This window comes from Niallia sp. FSL W8-0951 (genome assembly GCF_038006525.1).
GTDB lineage: Bacteria > Bacillota > Bacilli > Bacillales > Cytobacillaceae > Niallia > Niallia circulans.
The window spans coordinates 242,722-262,697 of record NZ_JBBOVK010000002.1 but is presented as its reverse complement, the minus strand read 5'-3'; the positions used below and the strand labels follow the sequence as shown (position 1 = coordinate 262,697).

The following is a 19,976-nucleotide window of genomic DNA, read 5'->3' as shown; positions in this document are numbered from 1 at the left end:
TTGCTTCTATTGTATCCATTTTCGGAAAGGATTACGATAAAAACGAATTCACAAATCTGTCACATTTAAATTAAACATATATAAGGAGTAGGTCATATGAAGATTAAAGCAGCCGTTACCCCAGGGCAAGGTGAAGATTTTCTTTTAGAAGAAGTAGAATTAGCTGCCCCAAAAGCAAATGAAGTATTAGTGAAAATTGTTGCAACTGGTGTATGTCATACAGATGCAGTTGCTCGTGATGCAGCAATTGCTCCACTACCTGCAGTACTTGGACATGAAGGAGCAGGGATTATTGAAGAAGTTGGTTCAGGCGTTACACGTCTAGCAAAAGGGGATCATGTTGTATTATCCTTTGCACATTGTGGACATTGTGAAAATTGTTTAACAGGTCATCCAACTGTTTGTGAAACATTTAATGACTTGAACTTTGGCGGTGCTCATGATGATCATACTCATCGCTTATCTAAAGATGGGAAACCACTTTCCACTTTCTTTGGTCAATCTTCCTTTGGTACATTTGCAATTGCTCATGAGCGTAACATTGTTAAAGTGGATAAAGAGGTAGATTTAGCACTTTTAGGACCTTTAGGTTGTGGAATCCAAACAGGAGCAGGTACTGTTTTAAATAAAATCAAGCCTGAATTTGGAGCTACTATTGCTATATATGGTGCAGGTGCCGTTGGCTTAAGTGCTATTATGGCTGCTAAAATAGTTGGCTGTAAAACAATCATTGCTGTTGATATTCATGATTCACGGTTAGAGCTTGCCAAAGAACTTGGTGCAACACATACATTCAACGGAACAAAAGTAGATGTTGTTAAAGAAATTAAGGAATTAACAAAGGGCGGAACAAAATATGCAGTCGATACAACTGGCTTTCCTCCAGTAGTTCGTCAATGCTTACAAGCACTGCGTCCATTAGGTGTGGCAGCAGTAGTAGGAGTTACACCTGAAATGAATATTGATGTCCATAATGATATAATGGCAGAAGGAAAAACAATGATGGGTGTCATTGAAGGGGACTCTGTACCAAATGTTTTTATCCCACAGCTAGTAGAATACTACAAAAACGGTCAATTCCCATTTGATAAGTTAGTTAAATTCTATGACTTTAATCAAATTAATGAGGCTTTCGAAGCTTCTAAAAACGGAGAAGCGATTAAACCAATACTACGAATAAGTTAATAATTTAAAAATAGGAAAAGTGGCGTTAAATAGATCTATATCGACTATTGGACGCCACTTCTCTGTTCATTTATTTAAATCATTACCTCCAGCAATAAGGCCCTCAGAAACTTTCTTTTTTATCCGACTATCTTCCTGAAAAAATTGGTGAAGGGAACTTTTTACTTTAATTATTCGTAATCCTTTTTGACTTAATAAAATATATTAGGAGGAGAATTTTTGAATTTTGTTGCCTGGATGATTGTTGCTAGTGAAATAGGCTTTTGGATTGTGATTATTTTAGGATTACTAATTAGATATGTTTTTAAAAGAGAGAAATTAGGCTTTTTCTTTTTAGCGCTAACACCAGTAATTGATTTGCTTTTATTGATTACAACAAGTTTGGATATGTATCGAGGAGCTACCGCAACCACTGCACATGCCATAGCTGCTGTTTATATTGGCGTTTCGATTGCATTTGGAAAAGACATGATTAAATGGGCGGATGAGAGATTCCGGTATTACGTTGCAAAACAAGGAGCTAAACCTATTTCATTGTTTGGGATGGCATATGCTAAGCATTACTTGAAAAGTTGGGGGAAACATTTGTTAGCTTATGCTATTGGGGCAGGGATATTACTAGGCTTAATTTTTTTCATCAAGGATACTGCTCGCACAGAAGCACTAGACGGTGTACTAAAATTATGGACAGTAGTATTAGGCATTGACCTGATTATTGCGATTTCAAATTTTATTTGGCCAAAAAAGAAAAAGGATTAGAGGAAGAATTTTTCTTCCTCTATTATTTTATTCATTAATATTCAGGGCAATCTCTTCTAATTCTTCTTTAACTTGGCCAATAAGGGAAATAGCTGATCCGATGGCTTGAATCCAGCTGCCTAATACACCGATATTTTGTTGGTTAAGGTTACTTATTCCATGTAATTGTTCTGTTCCCCTTAGTGCCTGCAAAGAATTTCCAATCCCCTGAAGCAAACCACCAATTATATTTTCGATTCTTCCATTTGCTGTATGATCAAAAAATTCATCTGTAAGCCCGACAAAGCTGCCTAATGCTTGAAGCAAATTGCCTGTAATAATTAGTTTCTGCTCTGTTGGGGTGTTGCTCCATTTATAAAGAAGCAAGCCGGTTATAACCGTTGAATTTCCAATTGCCTGAATTTCATCTCCTAGTTTTTCTAATGAAATAGTCCCTTGTCCGTCAGCTTGTAATGCGCTGCCTGTTCCTTGTAATATATTGCCAAATAAACGAAGCTGATAATTTGTTTCTCTAGACAAGTGGAAAGAGGGGGTAATTCCGATAGCTGCTTGGATAGTACCAATCGTATTGATAGCTGATCCGAATATTTCTTTAAAATGACCATTCATTCCATATCAACCGCCCATTCCTTTACAATAACTAACATATTCAAAAATGTTTTAAATGGGATAAAAACGAGCTGGATATAATAAAAACAACTTGGAATAAAGTTTCCAAGTTGTTTTTTCAAACAGAAAATAATCCTTTTATTTGCTGCCGAAGCTTCCAGAAAATTGCTTTACTACTGCTTGGATTTCCTCTAATCTTTCTGGTTTTATTAGACTGATCATTTTAGGCAGAAACTGTTCTATATCATTTTGGGAAAAAGTACCCTCGTCTTGTTTTCGGAAGTTATCCATTAGTATAGCCTTTGCTTCTTCTTCTTTACCCTCTTGTACTCGCTGTAAGATAAAAGCTAAAAACTTTTCTTGCCCTTGCTTGTCCATTTCGTTGTCCTCCTAATAGTATTTATCTTTGTTTATTATAAACGTAAAAGCTGTTCTCTAAAATATGAATTTTAATATAAATGAGGATAAGTAGATCAACCAATGAGATTCTAGCCAAGCTATTCTTTTTTTGGATGGACTACTTCGTGTTATTATTAGTCCTAAATATGGGTAGATATGGTTATAGAATAAGCTTCTATCTGTTAGTGAAAGAGGCGGGGTATGAGTAGTCCTACAATTTAAATAAGGAGAACTAAATGCAATGATAAAATTTGAAAATGTATCAAAAAGATACACTGATGGAACAGCAGCAGTTGATTCGGTTGAATTAGAAATTAAGCAAGGGGAATTTTTTGTTATTATCGGACCAAGTGGTTGTGGGAAAACAACGACATTAAAGATGATTAATCGTTTAATTCCTCTTTCAGATGGCACCATTTATATAAAGGGGAAAAAAATAAGCGAGTATGATATTCATGAATTACGGTGGAATATTGGCTATGTGCTCCAACAAATTGCTTTGTTTCCCCATATGACAATTGAAGAGAATATCGCAATAGTTCCTGAATTAAAACAGTGGGAAAGAGACAGAATTAAACAACGAACCGACGAGCTTTTAGAAATGGTTGGTCTCGATCACCAAACATACGCCAATCGAAAGCCTAGTGAGCTATCAGGAGGAGAACAGCAAAGAGTTGGGGTTATTCGTGCTCTTGCGGCAGATCCAGAGATTCTATTAATGGATGAACCCTTTAGTGCCTTGGATCCGCTTAGCCGTGAAAAGTTACAAGATGATATGTTGGACTTAAAGAAAAATCTAAAAAAAACGACTGTATTTGTTACACATGATATGCAAGAAGCTTTAAAACTAGCAGATAGAATTTGCATTATGAAAAAAGGGAGGGTCGTTCAGATTGGCACCCCTCAAGAACTTATTACGAATCCTGCTAATGATTTTGTGAAGAACTTTGTTGGAAATAAACATGATAGCTGGAGCAATGATTTTCAACTGGAGAACTTATTAGAGCCAATTATGGAAGAAGAGGATATGCAAAAAAATCAAGTGAGTGCACCAATTACTGCTACTATGCAAGAGATAGTAGATTTGCTAGTGGAGTATGAACAAGTAATAATCGAACGAGATGGAACGCCTATTGGATTGGTTAATCGCAGGTCAATAATGAAATATGTATCTTCTAGTCTACTTCAGAAAGGGGTGTAAGGAATGAAGGAGCTGACACAAGTATTTCAAGACAGAAAGTCCGAATTAGCGAGCGCATTGTTTGAGCATATTCAAATATCCTTTATTGCGCTCTTTTTTGCAGCCATCATTGCTATTCCACTAGGAATTTATATTACTAGACATAGGAAGGTGGCCGAAGGGATAGTAGGAATCACATCTGTTATTCAAACAATCCCTTCTTTGGCATTATTAGGTATTTTGATTCCATTATTCGGAATTGGCAGAGTGCCGGCAATCATTGCTTTAGTTGCATATGCTTTGCTGCCAATTTTAAGAAATACATATACAGGAATTAAAGAAGTAGATCCGTCCTTAATTGAAGCGGCTCGAGCGATGGGGATGAATACAAGAAGAAGATTATTCAAGGTAGAAATTCCTCTTGCGATGCCAGTTATTATGGCAGGGATTCGGACAGCCATGGTGTTAATTGTAGGAACAGCCACTCTTGCTGCTTTAATTGGAACTGGAGGTCTTGGCGATATTATTCTATTAGGTATTGATCGCAATAACACAAATCTAATTCTTCTAGGGGCGATTCCAGCAGCATTGCTTGCTCTTCTGTTTGACTACTTATTGAAAAAATTTGAGCAGCTATCCTATAAAAAAGCCTTTATTTCTGTTGGAGTGATTGCACTTTTATCGCTTTTAATAATTCTCATGCCATTAATAGGGCAGAAGGAGGAAGAGATTGTTATTGGGGGCAAATTAGGGTCTGAGCCAGAAGTTCTCATTAATATGTATAAAATACTTATTGAAGAAAAAACAGATCTACAAGTAGAACTGAAGCCGGGGTTAGGAAAAACCTCTTTCGTGTTTCAAGCATTGCAAACAGGAAGCATTGATCTTTATCCAGAATTTACAGGGACAGCCATTTCCGAATTTCTAAAGGAAACAGCTACTAGTACAAATCGGGAGGAAGTATATCGACAAGCAAGGGATGGTATGTTAAAAAAATATCAAATGATAATGTTAGAGCCGATGCAGTATAATAACACCTATGCATTAGCAGCTTCCAAGAGTCTTGCAGACCAATTCCAACTAGAATCAATTTCTGATCTGAAAGGGATAGAAGAGCAAATACAGGCAGGTTTTACATTGGAATTTTCAGATCGAGAAGATGGGTATCAAGGGATTCAGCATCTTTATGAACTTACCCTTCCTAATCTTGTAACAATGGAGCCTAAATTACGTTATGTAGCAGTTGAATCAGGTGAAATTAACTTAGTCGATGCATACTCCACAGATAGTGAGTTGCAGCAATACCAATTAAAGGTGCTAGAAGATGATCAAAATTTATTCCCGCCATACCAAGGGGCTCCTCTAATGAAAGAAGAAACGGCAAAAGAGCATCCTGAAATGGTAGAAGCACTAAACCAGTTAGCGGGAAAAATAAGCGATGACGATATGAGAGAAATGAATTATCAAGTAAATGTAGAAGGGGAAAGTCCGCGTGAAGTTGCCGAACAGTATTTGAAAAAAGCAGGTATTATTCAATAGGGAACATTGATTTTAATTCTATTTTTGGGAAAGCAGACCTAGCGCAGGATGGAGTAGTAATCTCAAAGCCCTTTCTGGCAAGAAGGAGGACAAAAGAAACAGAGCTACATTCTTAATGTCTTTTTCGCAAAGAGCTGAAGGATCCAAATTTCAGGCAAATCGCTTAGATTGAGAATCCTCTAAAAGATATAGAAAGAGTCAGTCCAATGGGTAAATTAAATAAGATAAAGAGAAATGTAAAGAAAACAAAGTAGATTAAGGGGGAGTTCACGAAATGTTTATTGTCAATGTAGAAGGAGCTGTTAGAAGAGCGGGTAAGTGGTTGATTGTGAAAAGAAGTAGAAAAGAGGAACACGCTGGGGGGATGCTCTCCCTTGTAGGCGGAAAAGTAGATTTGGAAGGGAATTCCATAGATATTCTTGAAAGAACGGTAAAACGAGAAATTTTAGAAGAAGTAGGTGTGACTGTTGCAGATAAAATGGAATATGTACATAGTACCTCATTCGTAACTGATAGTGGGAAGCATGTAATTGATATAGTATTTCTATGCGAGCATGAGCAAGGAGAAGCATTTGCTAAAAGTCCTGATGAAGTAGAAAATATAGAATGGCTGACAACTGAAGAGGTATTAGGTCATCCACAAGCACCTAGTTATGTAAAAGAAAGTATAAAGCGAGCGGCAGTATTGCTTCAAAAGTAAGCTTTATTAGGATAATCTACTTTAATTATTCTATGTGTAGTACCACCATTTGAGTATTGGGAAGCGATAGTAAGTAATACCAGTTTAAATATAGGTACTTAGTGAAAAAGATAACAGGATAACTGTTATCTTTTTTTTTTGAATATTTACAAAAAATAACATTAGATAGATTGCTTTTAACGTTATTTACAAAACCTTTACATTCAGTCAATAGAATATTTACACTGGAGATTTATCATACTATTAGACAAGAAATGACATAAATAGTTGCTATTCTTTTTGGAGGTAAATCATGGTCATTATAAAAAAACTAAAAATAGTACTCTCGTTACTGTCTATACTCCTTTTATTATCAGCATGTTCAAGTAATGAAGAAACCGAACTATCAACAAATGACAGTAATCCAATATCGATTTCAGGATCTACTTCCGTTGGACCACTTGCTGAGAAATTAGCAGCAAAATATCATGAACACGATCAAACTAAAATTGAAATAAATCAAATTGGATCTTCCGCAGGAATTACAAATGCGATGAGTGGGGTTTCTGAAATTGGAATGTCTTCACGAGATTTAAAAGATGAAGAAAAAGGAAAATTAAAAGAAGTAGTTATTGCTTATGATGGAATAGTAGTTGTAACACATCCTAGCAATAAAGTGAAAGAATTGTCATTAGAACAAGTAAAGCAAATATTCACAGGGAAAGTGACAAACTGGAGTCAGCTTGGCGGCGATGATATGGAGATTGTGGTTGTTTCCCGTGAGGATGGCTCTGGTTCACGTGATGCATTCCAAGAAATTGTAGGCTATAGCTCAGGTGAATTAATTAGAAACTCTATCATTGCCAGTGGAAATGGAAATATTAAAACAACAGTTGCAAATAATAAACATGCTGTTGGCTTCATTTCTTTTGAATATATTGACGATGCTATCTCGACTATCGACATTGATGGCGTTGCTGCTACTGCTGAAAATGTATTAGAGCAAAAATATAAGTTAGCACGGCCATTTTTGTTTGTCTATAAAGATGGGAGTTTAACTGCAAATGGGCAGAAGTTCATCGATTTTATTCTAAGTGATGAAGGGCAAAAAATTGCAGCAGAGGCAGGAGCAATTCCTATTAAGTAATACCAAAATCTTTAGAAGTAATCTTGGAGGAAAATAGAGTGTCTATTCAAACAACCGAAAAGCAAGCCTCAGCAATGGGCAAAGCAAATAAGAGGAAATATATGTTTGAGAAGGTTTCGGCAAGGGTTTTCTTGTTTTGTGCCCTTCTTTCCGTAATCAGCTTAGTATTAATTATTGGGTTTGTTTTCTATAAAGGGGCCCACCCTTTTATTGCAGAAGGATTTAGTTTTTTTGATTTTCTTTTTGGAGTCGACTGGGTGCCTAGTGAAGGAAAATTCGGGATATGGCCCATGATTGTCGCATCTCTGTATGCAACCATAGGAGCACTTATTATTGGAGTTCCCATCGGATTATTCACAGCCATCTTCTTGGCGGAAATAGCATCAAAGCCAATAGCTAAAATTGTTTCACCAGCCATTCAGCTTTTAGCTGGTATTCCATCAGTTTTATATGGTGTTTTTGGCCTAGCAATTATCGTACCTTTTTTACAAAATACATTAGGGTTAGTAAAGGGACAAAGTTTATTAGCGGTTATTTTAGTATTAGCAATTATGATGCTGCCAACGATTGTAACAGTCGCGGAGACAGCGATTCGCGCTGTGCCAAGAACATACCGGGAAGGATCCCTTGCGCTTGGTGTATCAGAAATTGGAACGATCTTTAAGGTTGTTGTCCCCGCAGCGAAGTCAGGTATTATGACAGCCATTGTATTGGGCTTAGGTCGAGCGATCGGTGAGACAATGGCGGTTATTCTCGTTGCTGGTAACAGTTTGATTGTGCCAGCAAGCTTAACAGATAGTATACGCCCACTGACAACAAACATTGCATTGGAAATGGGCTATGCAGCGGGGACGCATCAAGAAATGTTATTTGCAACTGGGATTGTATTGTTCTCGTTTATATTAATTTTGAATTTTGTTTTAGCGAAAATTAGTGCGAAGGGTGGCAAATAAGATGAGACAAATGAAAGATAACTTGTTACGCGGACTTCTTTGGCTTTCTGCTTTCTTGTCTGTTGCTGTCCTTGTTATGATTGTTGGATATATCTTTTATAAAGGAGCGCACTTAATCAGCTTCGATTTTATTTTTGGCGACTATTCTCCAAGTGGCGGCGGTGGAATTTGGCCGATGATTGTTACAACGATTTACACGATTGTCATTTCCTTGCTGATTGCCACACCAATAGGAATATTAGCAGCCGTTTATTTACAAGAGTATGCGAAACAAGGCCGATTGGTAAAAATAATTCGCTTTGCAACAGAAAGTTTAACAGGTATTCCCTCGATTATTTATGGTTTGTTTGGGGCAGTATTCTTTGTAACCACCTTGAAATTAGGAATGTCTATTTTAGCGGCATCTTTGACATTAACGATTATCGTACTGCCAGTTATTATCCGAACAACTGAGGAATCTTTAAAGACAGTTCCGCCTACTTATCGTGAAGGGTCATTAGCCCTTGGCACAACAAGATTGCAAACATTATATAAAGTTATTTTACCAAGTGCGATGCCAGGGATTTTATCAGGAATTATTTTATCCATCGGAAGAATAGTTGGAGAGTCAGCAGCTATTTTCTTAACGGCAGGAACAGTTGCTGCCATGCCAGAGGGCCTGCTGTCCTCCGCTCGTACGCTAACGGTTCATTCTTTTTTAGTAACACAAGAGTCTGGAGATATTGAATTAGCCGCAGCAGTTGGTATTGTGTTAATCGTCATTATTCTTGCTATAAACCTTATCGCAACATTTATATCGAAAAAGTTAAACAAAGCAGACTACTAATTTTTAAAGGGGTATGTTTATGACTACAACAGTAACGGAAAAAAGTCAAAAGAAAACAGGGAAAGCATTCTTAAAGGTTGGTCAAGAAGATACAGCTGGTGCATCGAAAATTAGTGTAAGTGACCTAAATTTATTTTACGGTGAAAAACAGGCTTTGTTTGGAGTAACTCTGGATATTGAAGAAAAGAAAGTAACAGCTTTAATCGGACCTTCTGGCTGTGGGAAGTCAACTTTCCTAAGAACATTGAATCGCATGAATGATTTAATTGATGGTGTAAAAATTGCAGGGGATATTATTATTGATGGTGAAAATATCTATTCTTCCAATGATGTTATTAAGCTTCGTACAAGAGTCGGGATGGTTTTTCAAAAGCCGAATTTGTTCCCGATGAGTATTTATGACAATGTGGCTTATGGTCCAAGAATGCAAGGTATTAAAAATAAAAAAGAATTAAATAAAATTGTCGAAGAGAGTTTGCGTGGGGCAGCGATTTGGGACGAAGTAAAAGATCGGTTAAAGACATCTGCACTTGGCTTATCGGGTGGACAACAGCAGCGTGTATGTATAGCTCGTGCCATTGCTATGAAGCCAGATGTTATTTTAATGGATGAGCCTACTTCTGCTTTAGATCCAATTTCTACATTGAAGGTAGAAGAGCTGATTACAAAAATGAAAAAAGATTATACAATTGTTATTGTTACACACAATATGCAGCAAGCAGCAAGGATTTCCGACAAAACAGCCTTTTTCTTAAATGGTGAAGTTGTAGAATATGATGAAACGAATAAGATTTTTTCTACACCAAGAGATCAGCGCACAGAAGATTATGTAACAGGTCGATTTGGATAATAGGAGGAACTAATGGTCATTCGAGAAAACTTTGAGAAGAAGCTAGGAGAGTTAAAAGAAAAAATCAGTGAAATGGGCGAAATGTCCATTACTCAGTTAGAAGAAGCTTTTGATGCTTTAAAGGCGCAAGATGTTGAAATTGCTTTAAATGTAATGGAAGAGGATAATGACATTGATAATTTAGAATCTGAAATTAATCATTTTGCGATTTGGCTAATGGCGAAGGAACAGCCAGTTGCAAGAGATTTACGTGTTGTAATTGGTGTTATCAAAATTTCCTCCGAAATTGAGCGTGTAGCTGATTTTGCCGTAAACATCGCTAAAGCAACTATTAAGATAGGAAAAGCAACTTCGCTTCTGGATTTAACCCATTTAGAGAAAATGAAGGAACTATCAATTGAAATGCTGCAAAAAGCAGTAAAATCCTTTATAGAGGAAGATATTGTGCTTGCAAAGGAAGTAAGTAAGTTAGAAGATAAAGTGGATGATTATTATTTAGAAACCTATAAAAAATTGACAGCCTATTTAAGTGAACATCCCGAAGAAACCAATCAGCTAGTTCAATTATTATTTATCAACCGTTATTTGGAAAGAACAGCTGACCATATAACCAATATGGCGGAAAGCACTGGGTATTTGATTAAAGGGAAGATTTATGATTTTAATTCCTAAGGGAAAAGCAATTCGAAAAAAAATAGACCTTTATCTCTTATCGATTGAGTTCTTATCCTAATATTAAAGTCACCAATTCAGAAGAATTGGTGACTTTAATATTGACAAAAACCTCATAATAAATAGAAAATATTGTTAACAATTATGTATTTCGTCATCTGTATCAAATTTCTTAAAATCAATTCATTTTCATCTAACTAAATTTGTGTCTTCTTTTTTATTTACTAACTATAATTTTGGTAGCGGTTTCATTTAGGTTGCATATGGAGTAACCTTTCTTTAATTTTATATGAGCTAGACCAATCAATGAGTAGGTTAGGGGAAGAAAGTATGAAAAACAAAGGCTATATCTTGTTAGTAATTCTGCTTATATTCGTTAGTGCATGTGAAAATAAACAGGCAACTAGCATTCGTATCAAAAGTAACTCCCATGAACAAGCGATCTATAAAGAGCCATTGTCTAATCAAGATAAGGAAAAGATAATTTCTTTTGTTACAAAGTCTCTTGATAATCCAGTTTTCATAGAAGCAAAGGAAGAAGCAGAACGAGTAAGCTCTCAGTTAGGGGTGAAAATGGAATGGTTAGCCCCGATGGTAGTAGATAGTCAGGAGCAAGAAAAAATAGTGGAGAGTTTAATCGAAAGAAAGGTAGATGGCATTGTTATCAGTGTCTTGGATACAAAGAAAATGACTCCGCTTATCAATAAAGCAGTATCACAAGGTATAAAGGTGGCTACTTTTGATTCAGATGCACCGGCAAGCAATCGGGCATTTTATGTTGGAACGAATAATTATGAACTTGGACAAGAAAGTGGAAAATCTTTGGTGAAAATAGTAAAAGAAAAAAATTTGCATCAGCGTCATCTCAGAGTTTTGATTATGACTGGGGTGAAGGAAAGTGTCAATATGCAAGAGAGAATCGAAGGATTTAAAGATGCAACGGAAGAATTAGATTTAGAGTTTGTTGATATGGTAGAATCCTATGATGACATAAATCGCGCTTCAGAGCTTCTAGAGAATTATGTGAAAAAGAATCCTCATTTTGACTTGTTTTTTAGTGCTGGAGCATGGCCGTTATTTTCTCCTCCTGAAGGGATGATTTCATATAAAAGGTGGAAAGAAAATGGCGGTATAGCTGTGATTGTTGATACATTTTATCCAATAGTATTTGCTGCCGATAAAGGATTAGCAGATGCGCTAGTTGGACAAGATTTTAAAGGGATGGGACGTCTTAGTGTTGAGAATATGTATAAATTAATTAATGGGGACGAAGTAAAAGAAACTATGATATATACGGGATTGGAATATGGCAATGTAGATAATTATGAAGATTTGTTAAAAAGAAAAAAGCCGTGGGAGATAAAATAAATGAGGAAATGGCTGAAATGGATCGATCGTTATAGTATCCGAACAAAAATGATTGTCTGCTTCTTGGCACTTAGTCTTATCCCGTTATTAATTCTTGGTTATCTTTCCTATCAATATTACATTAATGATCTCCAAAATAGTATCAATGTTTATACCAATGAAGTAATTGAACGTGTGGATAAAAATATAGAAACATACATTTTAGATATCGAGAATATTCTAGAAATCTATGATGATTATTACACAATTCAGTACTTAAGGCTGAATGAAGCAGGAGATATAGATGGGATACAGAAATATACTGTTCGTTTATGGGAAACGATAGAACTAATTAGGAATATGAAATCCGATTTGGTGGATATAAGAATCATTTCTCATACAGGAGAGACAATAAGCGCTCAAGGTGTATATTGGAGCGATATGAATGACCCTTTTTTTACGAATATGCGAAAAATAGATGAAGAGCAATTTGCAGTAAAGTCACCTTATATGGATATGTTTAATCGTAATGTTTTTTCTATTGGAAAGAAAATTTTATCTCCTAGTTTAAGTGAACCAGCTTATTTAATTATTGATATTGATGTAAATCTATTGAATCGAATTGTAAACGATATCAAATTAGGAGAGAAAGGGTATGTCTATTTTACAGATAGAACAGGGGAGGAAGAGTTTTTCCCGGAAGATACTAGTCATCCTATGTTTATAAAGGAACTAATGAACAATGATAGATTGTTAAATTCAGATAAAGGATCATTTGAAGAAGCTGTAAAGGGAAAGCATTATCTTGTTAACTTTAAACAATCTGAGATTACAGGTTGGAATATTATTGGGGTCACTTATGCAGATGAACTTAATGAAGACATAAATAAAATCCGGCAGATAACCCTTATAATTGCTGTGGGCAGTCTTCTGCTCGTTGTGCTAATAAGTGTTTATTTAACGAATATTTTAACAAATCCAATTCGTGATTTGCGCAGAACAATTAAACGGTTTGCAGATAATAATTTAGCCATTCGAGCACAAGTCAAAACGAACGATGAAATGGGGCAACTAGCAAATAGTTTTAATGAATTAATGAATCGAATTCAATGGCTTGTTCAAAAAACGATGGATGATCAAGTGAAAATCCGCAAAATAGAGATGAAAGCACTACAAGAATTAATAAAACCTCATTTTGTTTATAATACATTAGACTCGATTATTGGATTGTTAGAGCAAGAGCGGATTGAAGAAGCGCTTGATTTAATAGAAGCACTTGGCATGTTTTTTCGAACATCGTTAAGTCATGGAAAGGATGTCATTCTTATTGGTGCGGAAATCGAACATATTCGTAACTATTTTACGATTCAAAAGTTTCGCTTTTTTAATAAATTTGATACGAAAGTAGAAGTAGACGAAGAGATATTAAATTATGAAACGGTCAAGCTTATTTTGCAGCCATTGGTAGAGAATGCGATTTATCATGGAGTAAGACGGATGAAAGCGAAGGGGCTAATTGAAATTAAAGGAAAAGAAAAGGAGGGAGTAGTGGTTCTAGAAGTCAGGGATAATGGGGTGGGAATGTCAGTTGAAAAGGTAAATCACATTAATAATGTTCTAACAGGAATAGAGAAAATAGAGGATGAAAATGAATATTTTGGCATTCGAAATGTGAATGAGCGAATAAAATTAACCTATGGAATGGAGTATGGAATTTATTTTAAAAGTAAACCAGATGCGGGAACATCTGTAACAATCATTTTACCTATTGTAAAAATATGAGGAGGAATCCTATGTTTAATTTATTGGTTGTAGAAGATGAAGATATGATTCGTCACAAAATAATCAATAATACGAATTGGTTAAGTCATGGTTTCCAACAAGTATTTGAAGCGGAAAATGGTTCAGAAGCAGTAACAATTTTAGCTGAAAACCGTATTGATATTCTGATTACCGACATCAAAATGCCAGAAATGGATGGCATTCAATTAACAAAACATGTGAAAGAGTTTTATCCAGAAATAAAAGTAATCATTATTTCAGGTCATGCAGACTTTGACTTTGCAAGAAAGTCGATTACTTTAAAGGTTTGTGATTATATGCTAAAGCCTTTTCAATCTAAGAATCTATTAAAACTCGTATTAAATGTAAAGAAGGATTTGATTCGGGATAAGGGAGAACAAGAAAATGTAGAAAAAATGAAAAGGCAATTGCAAGAAAATAAGCATTCTTTACGAGAAAAACTAATCCAGAATCTCTTGACCAATAGTTTTGTGGGAGATCTAGAGACTGATTTGAAATATGTGGAAATGGAACATCTTAAGGATACCCCCTTTTTTGTAGCCGTCCTAAATATTGAACAACTCCAAACAGCTCGAAGTGAAATGGAGGAAAATGAAAAGTATTTATTTAATGTATCCATCTATAAGCGACTTTCTCATCTGCTAGAAAAGAAATGGGGGCAGTTTTCTGAACGTGGTCAGATAGAAAAGGGATATATCTTAAATTATAAAATGGATCAAATTGTGTTAATTGTATTCGAAGATATCGAGCGCATTAGACATCAACTAAGCAAGTTTATTCAGAAAGAATATCAGGAAAGAGGCATCTCTTTAACAATTGGTATAGGCGATAGGTATAATCAATTACTTGATTTATATTTATCCTATGAAGAAGCTTGTTCTGCAGCTGCATTAAGTCGAATTCACGGTTCTGGTGATGTGTATTTCTATCATAATATTATCAGCAACCATACTTATTACAGCAAGCAATTACATAAAATAGTAAATCATAAAATTTATCAGGATTTAAAATCAGGTGACTTTGAAGAAGTAAAAAAGGACGTAGCGGAATTGCTTGCAGAACTTAAGAATGAAAGTATTCCATATGAAGCAGTGGCAACAGCCATTAATAATATCGTATTTATGTCCTGTAAGACAATAAATGAACAAGGGTACGATGTGAACGAAATATTCGGAGAAACGGGACTACCCATCTTTAATCAAGAGAATAATTTTACTTATAAAGAAATAGAGGATTGCTTATATTCCTTTTATTCGGCTATTCATTCCTTCATCGAATCAAAACGTGGTAATCGAACAGAAAGGCTTATTATGGAAATGAAGGAGTACATGAATGAAAACTTTGCCGAGAATATTTCCCTAACGAGCCTATCCCGTGAATTTAATATAAGTCCTAGCTATTTAAGCATATTATTTCGAGAAATCACTTCCCAACATTTCAGTGAATATTTAACAAATATACGTATCCGAAAGGGGAAAGAACTGCTCAAGAATACAGATTTACGTATTAAAGAAATTGCCGCACAAATAGGGTATAGAGATGCGTATTACTTTAGCTCCGTATTTAAAAAAGTAACAGGGGTTAATCCTACTCAGTATCGGGATGAGTAAAATGGGGGGAAGGTTAACAGCAAAAGAATTGTAGTGAAACACTATGCAAAAAACATTCATCCATGATGAGTGTTTTTTTTATTCAAACTTTTAATATAGCAGTAATACTTCAACTGATGGAAGTTTTTTTTATGAAGAAGAAAATAGGAAATTCAAAAAATATTAAAGGATTATCAAAAATATTCTATTTCCAATAGTTATAAAAAAATATATCCTTTTTGTGAAAGCGTTTTATAAATGATTTAGAGGAGGGAAGAGACGAAGTCATTTCTACTCAACTATATGTTTTAGAATACGGAAAGTCGGCTTTATATTCGGTAATCAACTTATGTCTATTAATAGACCAAAGCAATCAATCCAATCTTATCGATTATCTTAAAATTAGGGGGATATTTTCATGAAAAAATGTAAGGGTTTACTTTCGTTTGTACTTATTCTATCTCTAATGTTCATCATGGCTGCATGTGGACAGGATGCAAATGGTACACCAGCAAATGAGAAAGGAAATAAGGACGGAGGAGGAACAGAAAAAAATAAGGTCACAATTGGTCTTTCTGTCTCTGATTTAACCTTAGAGCGTTGGCAACATGATCGTGATTTTTTTGTTGAAAAAGCAGAAGAGCTAGGAGCAAATGTGTTAGTACAATCAGCAAATGGTGATGAGGCAAAACAATTATCGCAAATACAAAATATGCTTTCACAAGGTATCGATGCACTAGTTATTATTGCTATCAATTCAGATGCCCTGTCAACGGTAGTAGATCAAGCTAAGGCCGAAGGGATTCCTGTGTTAGCATATGACCGATTAATTAATGGAACGGATATTGACGCCTACGTTTCATTCGATAATGTACGGGTTGGGGAAATGCAAGCAGAGTATCTTGTTGAAAAAGTACCCTCAGGAAAGTATTTCTTAATGGGAGGATCACCAACTGATAATAATGCCAAGATGTTTAGAGAAGGACAGATGAATATTATTCAGCCGCTAGTTGATAAAGGTAATATTGAAATTGTCGGTGATCAATGGGCAAAAGATTGGGATGCAAATGAAGCATTGAAAATTATGGAGAACGCTTTAACTGCCAATAAGAATGATATTGATGCAGTAGTGGCATCTAATGATAGTACTGCCGGGGGAGCAATTCAAGCACTAGAAGCACAGGATTTAGCTGGAAAAGTAGTTATCTCTGGCCAAGATGCAGACTTAGCAGGAGTGCAGCGTATTGCAGAAGGTGTTCAAACAATGACCGTTTATAAACCAATTAAGGCAATTGCAACAAAGAGCGCTGAAGTAGCTGTTCAACTAGGAAAAGGAGAAAAAGTGTCATCTGATTCAACTGTTAATAATGGAAAGATAGATGTGCCATTTATAAAATTGGATCCAATTAAAGTAGGTAAAGAGAACATTGTTGACACTGTAGTTAAAGATGGATTCCATTCATATGATGATATCTATAAAAATGTTCCAGAAAATGAACGACCAGAACGTCCGTAAGTCTCAAAATATTTAATTAAGGGGAGAGCAGCTAATGCTTTCCCTGACTAATAGGTGGTGAATGAATAATGGACACATATGCGCTTCAAATGAAAGGGATTGTGAAAGAATTTCCGGGTGTTAAGGCTTTAGATAATGTTACTTTTTCCGTAAAGAGGGGGGAGATTCATGCCCTTTGCGGAGAAAATGGTGCGGGGAAATCAACATTAATGAAAATCTTAAGTGGCGTTTATCCACATGGAACTTACGAAGGAGAAATCATCATTAATGGTCAAACAGTACAATTTAAATCTATTAAAGAATCGCAGGAGGCAGGAATTGGTATTATCTATCAAGAGCTTGCGCTTGTAGGGGAAATGTCAGTAGCCGAGAATCTTTTTCTTGGTCATGAGTTAATGAGAAAAAGAATAATCAATTGGAATGAAATTTATGTAGAGGCCCAAAAGTGGCTCGATCATATTGGGTTAAATATTGATCCGCAAACAAAAGTTGCCGATTTAACAGTCGGGAAACAGCAACTGGTAGAAATAGCAAAAGCTTTAACGAAAAAAACAAGCATACTCATTTTGGATGAACCAACTGCTGCTTTAACAGAAAGTGATGTAGAAATCTTAATCCATTTATTGCAAGATCTACGTTCACAAGGAGTTACCTGCATCTATATTTCTCATAAATTAGGAGAAGTTATGTCACTTGCTGATTCGGTCACCATATTAAGAGATGGCCAGACGATAAGCACTAATTCCATTGAGGAATTATCAGAGGATAAAATAGTCACAAAGATGGTTGGAAGAGAATTAACAGAACTGTTCCCATATGAGGAGCATGCTATTAGTAAAGAAAATATTTTAGAAGTGAAAGACTATACTGCCTATGATGAGCAAGGAAATAAAATCATTAATCAAGTTTCCTTTTTACTTAAAAAGGGAGAAATCTTAGGATTTTCAGGATTAATGGGAGCTGGACGATCAGAATTATTTATTAGTCTCTTCGGTGGATTCAAAGGAAAAAAAGAAGGAAAGGTCATCATAGATGGAAAAGAAACAAATATCCAAAAACCTGCTGATGCAATTAAAGAAGGATTAGCGTATGTTTCAGAGGACCGTAAGCGCTACGGTCTTGTGTTAGGAATGGATATAACAAAAAATACGACGTTAGCGGCGTTAAATAAAGTTGTTAAGCTAAATGTTATTGATCAGGCATTAGAAGTGAAAAGTGCAACAGATATAACGGAAAAAATGAAGTTGAAAGCACCGAGCTTAGAAGCAAGAGTTGGACAACTAAGTGGTGGAAACCAACAAAAAGTAGTTCTAAGTAAGTGGCTGTTAAATAACCCGAAAATATTAGTTCTTGATGAACCGACAAGAGGAATTGACGTTGGAGCGAAATATGAAATCTATAAGATTATTAATGAACTTGTCCAACAGGGGGTCGGAATTGTTATTATTTCATCTGAACTGCCTGAAGTATTAGGAATGTCAGATAGAGTGCTAGTTATGGCTGAGGGTGAAATTTCTGGCGAATTTTTACGTGAAGAAGCTACCCAAGAAAAAATTATGACATGCGCCACAGGAGGGAAGAAAAATGAATATTCAACATCAAACAGTTGAAGAGAGCAAGAAAAGAGAAATAAGCTTTAAAGTGGATATGCAATCTTACACACTTATTATCGCTCTACTATTGATTGCATTAATATTTGGTTTTTTCACTGGAGGTGAATTTCTTTCTTCCCGAAATATCTCTAACTTATTTACGCAAATGTCCGTTATTTCCGTCCTTGCTATTGGGATGACGCTAATAATTGTTGCAGGTCATATTGATCTATCAGTTGGAGCATTAGTAGGATTAACAGGAGGAATCGCGGCAATTTTGCAAGTCTGGTATGATTGGAATACTCTTTTAGTAGTCCTTTGTGCAGTAGTCGTGGGAGCGCTTTTAGGATTATGGCAAGGATGGTGGGTTGCTTACCGAGCTGTTCCTGCCTTTATTGTTACACTAGGAGGAATGCTTATCTTCCGAGGTATACTCATTGGTATAAGTAAGGGACAAACAGTCGCACCAATGAGTGATAGTTTTAAAAAAATTGGAACTAGTTATTTTCCATACATTCCTGGATATATTCTTGCATTAGTTAGTATCGCTTTGTTATTCCTTTGGACGACCAAACATCGTACAAAACGAAAAAATATGGGCTTAATGATCCCTGCTGCTAAGATAGACTATGGTAAGACTGTAGCCTATTCCTTTTTTATCCTGCTAGCAACCTATATGTTGAATCGGTATTTAGGTATTCCAATTCCAATCTTAATCGTTTTAGCAATTGCTGCAATTTTTATCTTTATTTCAAATAAAACGCCTTTCGGCCGATATGTCTATGCAATTGGGGGAAACCAAGAGGCAGCGGCATTGTCAGGGATTAATATAAAATGGAATACGCTGTGGGTGTTTATTACGATGGGAGGACTTGCTGGTGTGGCGGGTGTTCTGTTAACAAGTAGATTAAATGCAGCAACCGTAAGTGCGGGGAATATGTATGAGCTTGATGCGATTGCTGCATGTGTTATCGGTGGAACTAGTCTAATAGGAGGAAAAGGAAAAATTGTTGGAGCGCTAATTGGTGCTTTAATTATGGCTAGTATCGATAATGGGATGAGTATGATGAATATCCAAACCTTCTGGCAGTATATAGTAAAAGGGCTTATTTTAATTATTGCCGTTTGGATTGATATATCAAGCAAGAAGTAAATGAATAATAGGTTAGTTTAATCGGAATGGAAGAATCCTTACCTTGTAAAAAGGTGAGGATTTTTTGTGGTGAAAATAGGTAAAGCAAATACAACGAAAAAAACATATTCTAAAGAGAGATGAGCGAATATTTTTAAAGTAGAGAATAAAATTGCATAAAATTAGTACCAGGTAATAG

General features: G+C 35.7%; 18 protein-coding genes. 16 read left to right on the top strand and 2 right to left on the bottom strand.

What is annotated here, in order from left to right; translation table 11 throughout:
• The first annotated feature begins 96 nt into the window (after positions 1–96).
• Both NSS71_RS21245 and NSS71_RS21240 read left to right on the top strand, forming a co-directional pair.
• Positions 97–1,185 carry an NAD(P)-dependent alcohol dehydrogenase gene (locus NSS71_RS21245; protein ID WP_047941677.1) on the top strand — a complete coding sequence of 363 codons (1,089 nt, stop codon included), beginning with the start codon at positions 97–99 and terminating at the stop codon, positions 1,183–1,185.
• 219 nt (positions 1,186–1,404) lie between these two features.
• Positions 1,405–1,944, top strand: a complete 540-nt coding sequence (locus NSS71_RS21240; protein WP_341117149.1) for a hypothetical protein — start codon at positions 1,405–1,407, stop codon at positions 1,942–1,944.
• Between the two features lie 27 nt (positions 1,945–1,971).
• Here NSS71_RS21240 and NSS71_RS21235 read toward each other — a convergent pair whose 3' ends face one another.
• Together NSS71_RS21235 and NSS71_RS21230 are read right to left on the bottom strand one after the other, a co-directional pair.
• The gene (locus tag NSS71_RS21235; protein WP_047941675.1) at positions 1,972–2,553 is read right to left on the bottom strand and encodes a DUF6944 family repetitive protein; all 582 of its coding nucleotides are present in this window, start codon (positions 2,551–2,553) and stop codon (positions 1,972–1,974) included.
• 138 nt (positions 2,554–2,691) lie between these two features.
• On the bottom strand, positions 2,692–2,931 hold the full coding sequence (locus NSS71_RS21230; RefSeq protein ID WP_047941674.1) for a hypothetical protein: 240 nt from the start codon (positions 2,929–2,931) through the stop codon (positions 2,692–2,694).
• 262 nt (positions 2,932–3,193) lie between these two features.
• On the opposite strand from NSS71_RS21230, the gene NSS71_RS21225 reads away from it, so the two are divergent.
• From NSS71_RS21225 to NSS71_RS21160, 14 genes are all read left to right on the top strand, one after another.
• Positions 3,194–4,153, top strand: coding sequence for an ABC transporter ATP-binding protein (locus NSS71_RS21225; RefSeq protein WP_047941673.1), 960 nt, complete (start codon positions 3,194–3,196; stop codon positions 4,151–4,153).
• Positions 4,154–4,156: 3 nt separating this feature from the next.
• Positions 4,157–5,671: an osmoprotectant update ABC transporter permease/substrate-binding subunit OpuFB gene (gene opuFB, locus NSS71_RS21220; RefSeq protein ID WP_341152019.1), complete on the top strand. Its 1,515-nt coding sequence runs from the start codon at positions 4,157–4,159 to the stop codon at positions 5,669–5,671.
• A gap of 274 nt (positions 5,672–5,945) precedes the next feature.
• Entirely contained in the window at positions 5,946–6,371 is a 426-nt protein-coding gene (locus tag NSS71_RS21215) for an NUDIX hydrolase (RefSeq protein WP_047941671.1), read from the top strand.
• Positions 6,372–6,663: 292 nt separating this feature from the next.
• Entirely contained in the window at positions 6,664–7,497 is an 834-nt protein-coding gene (locus NSS71_RS21210) for a phosphate ABC transporter substrate-binding protein (RefSeq protein WP_095259177.1), read from the top strand.
• A gap of 38 nt (positions 7,498–7,535) precedes the next feature.
• Positions 7,536–8,450: a phosphate ABC transporter permease subunit PstC gene (pstC, locus tag NSS71_RS21205; RefSeq protein WP_235844567.1), complete on the top strand. Its 915-nt coding sequence runs from the start codon at positions 7,536–7,538 to the stop codon at positions 8,448–8,450.
• A gap of 1 nt (position 8,451) precedes the next feature.
• Entirely contained in the window at positions 8,452–9,276 is an 825-nt protein-coding gene (gene pstA, locus NSS71_RS21200) for a phosphate ABC transporter permease PstA (RefSeq protein WP_047941670.1), read from the top strand.
• A gap of 19 nt (positions 9,277–9,295) precedes the next feature.
• Complete coding sequence (gene pstB / locus NSS71_RS21195; RefSeq protein WP_047941669.1) at positions 9,296–10,126, top strand: phosphate ABC transporter ATP-binding protein PstB; 831 nt, start codon at positions 9,296–9,298, stop codon at positions 10,124–10,126.
• Between the two features lie 12 nt (positions 10,127–10,138).
• On the top strand, positions 10,139–10,798 hold the full coding sequence (gene phoU, locus NSS71_RS21190; protein ID WP_047941668.1) for a phosphate signaling complex protein PhoU: 660 nt from the start codon (positions 10,139–10,141) through the stop codon (positions 10,796–10,798).
• Positions 10,799–11,128: 330 nt separating this feature from the next.
• Entirely contained in the window at positions 11,129–12,166 is a 1,038-nt protein-coding gene (locus NSS71_RS21185) for a substrate-binding domain-containing protein (RefSeq protein ID WP_053215640.1), read from the top strand.
• The gene (locus tag NSS71_RS21180; protein WP_061801251.1) at positions 12,167–13,927 is read left to right on the top strand and encodes a sensor histidine kinase; all 1,761 of its coding nucleotides are present in this window, start codon (positions 12,167–12,169) and stop codon (positions 13,925–13,927) included.
• A gap of 11 nt (positions 13,928–13,938) precedes the next feature.
• On the top strand, positions 13,939–15,558 hold the full coding sequence (locus NSS71_RS21175) for a response regulator (protein ID WP_186325657.1): 1,620 nt from the start codon (positions 13,939–13,941) through the stop codon (positions 15,556–15,558).
• A gap of 397 nt (positions 15,559–15,955) precedes the next feature.
• On the top strand, positions 15,956–17,053 hold the full coding sequence (gene xylF, locus NSS71_RS21170; protein ID WP_061801249.1) for a D-xylose ABC transporter substrate-binding protein: 1,098 nt from the start codon (positions 15,956–15,958) through the stop codon (positions 17,051–17,053).
• Positions 17,054–17,121: 68 nt separating this feature from the next.
• Positions 17,122–18,663 (top strand): xylose ABC transporter ATP-binding protein, encoded by a 1,542-nt coding sequence (locus NSS71_RS21165; RefSeq protein ID WP_341117154.1) that lies wholly within the window; start codon positions 17,122–17,124, stop codon positions 18,661–18,663.
• Positions 18,638–19,798, top strand: a complete 1,161-nt coding sequence (locus tag NSS71_RS21160) for a sugar ABC transporter permease (protein WP_061801247.1) — start codon at positions 18,638–18,640, stop codon at positions 19,796–19,798. The genes NSS71_RS21165 and NSS71_RS21160 overlap by 26 nt, the downstream gene beginning before the upstream one ends.
• Positions 19,799–19,976 lie beyond the last annotated feature (178 nt).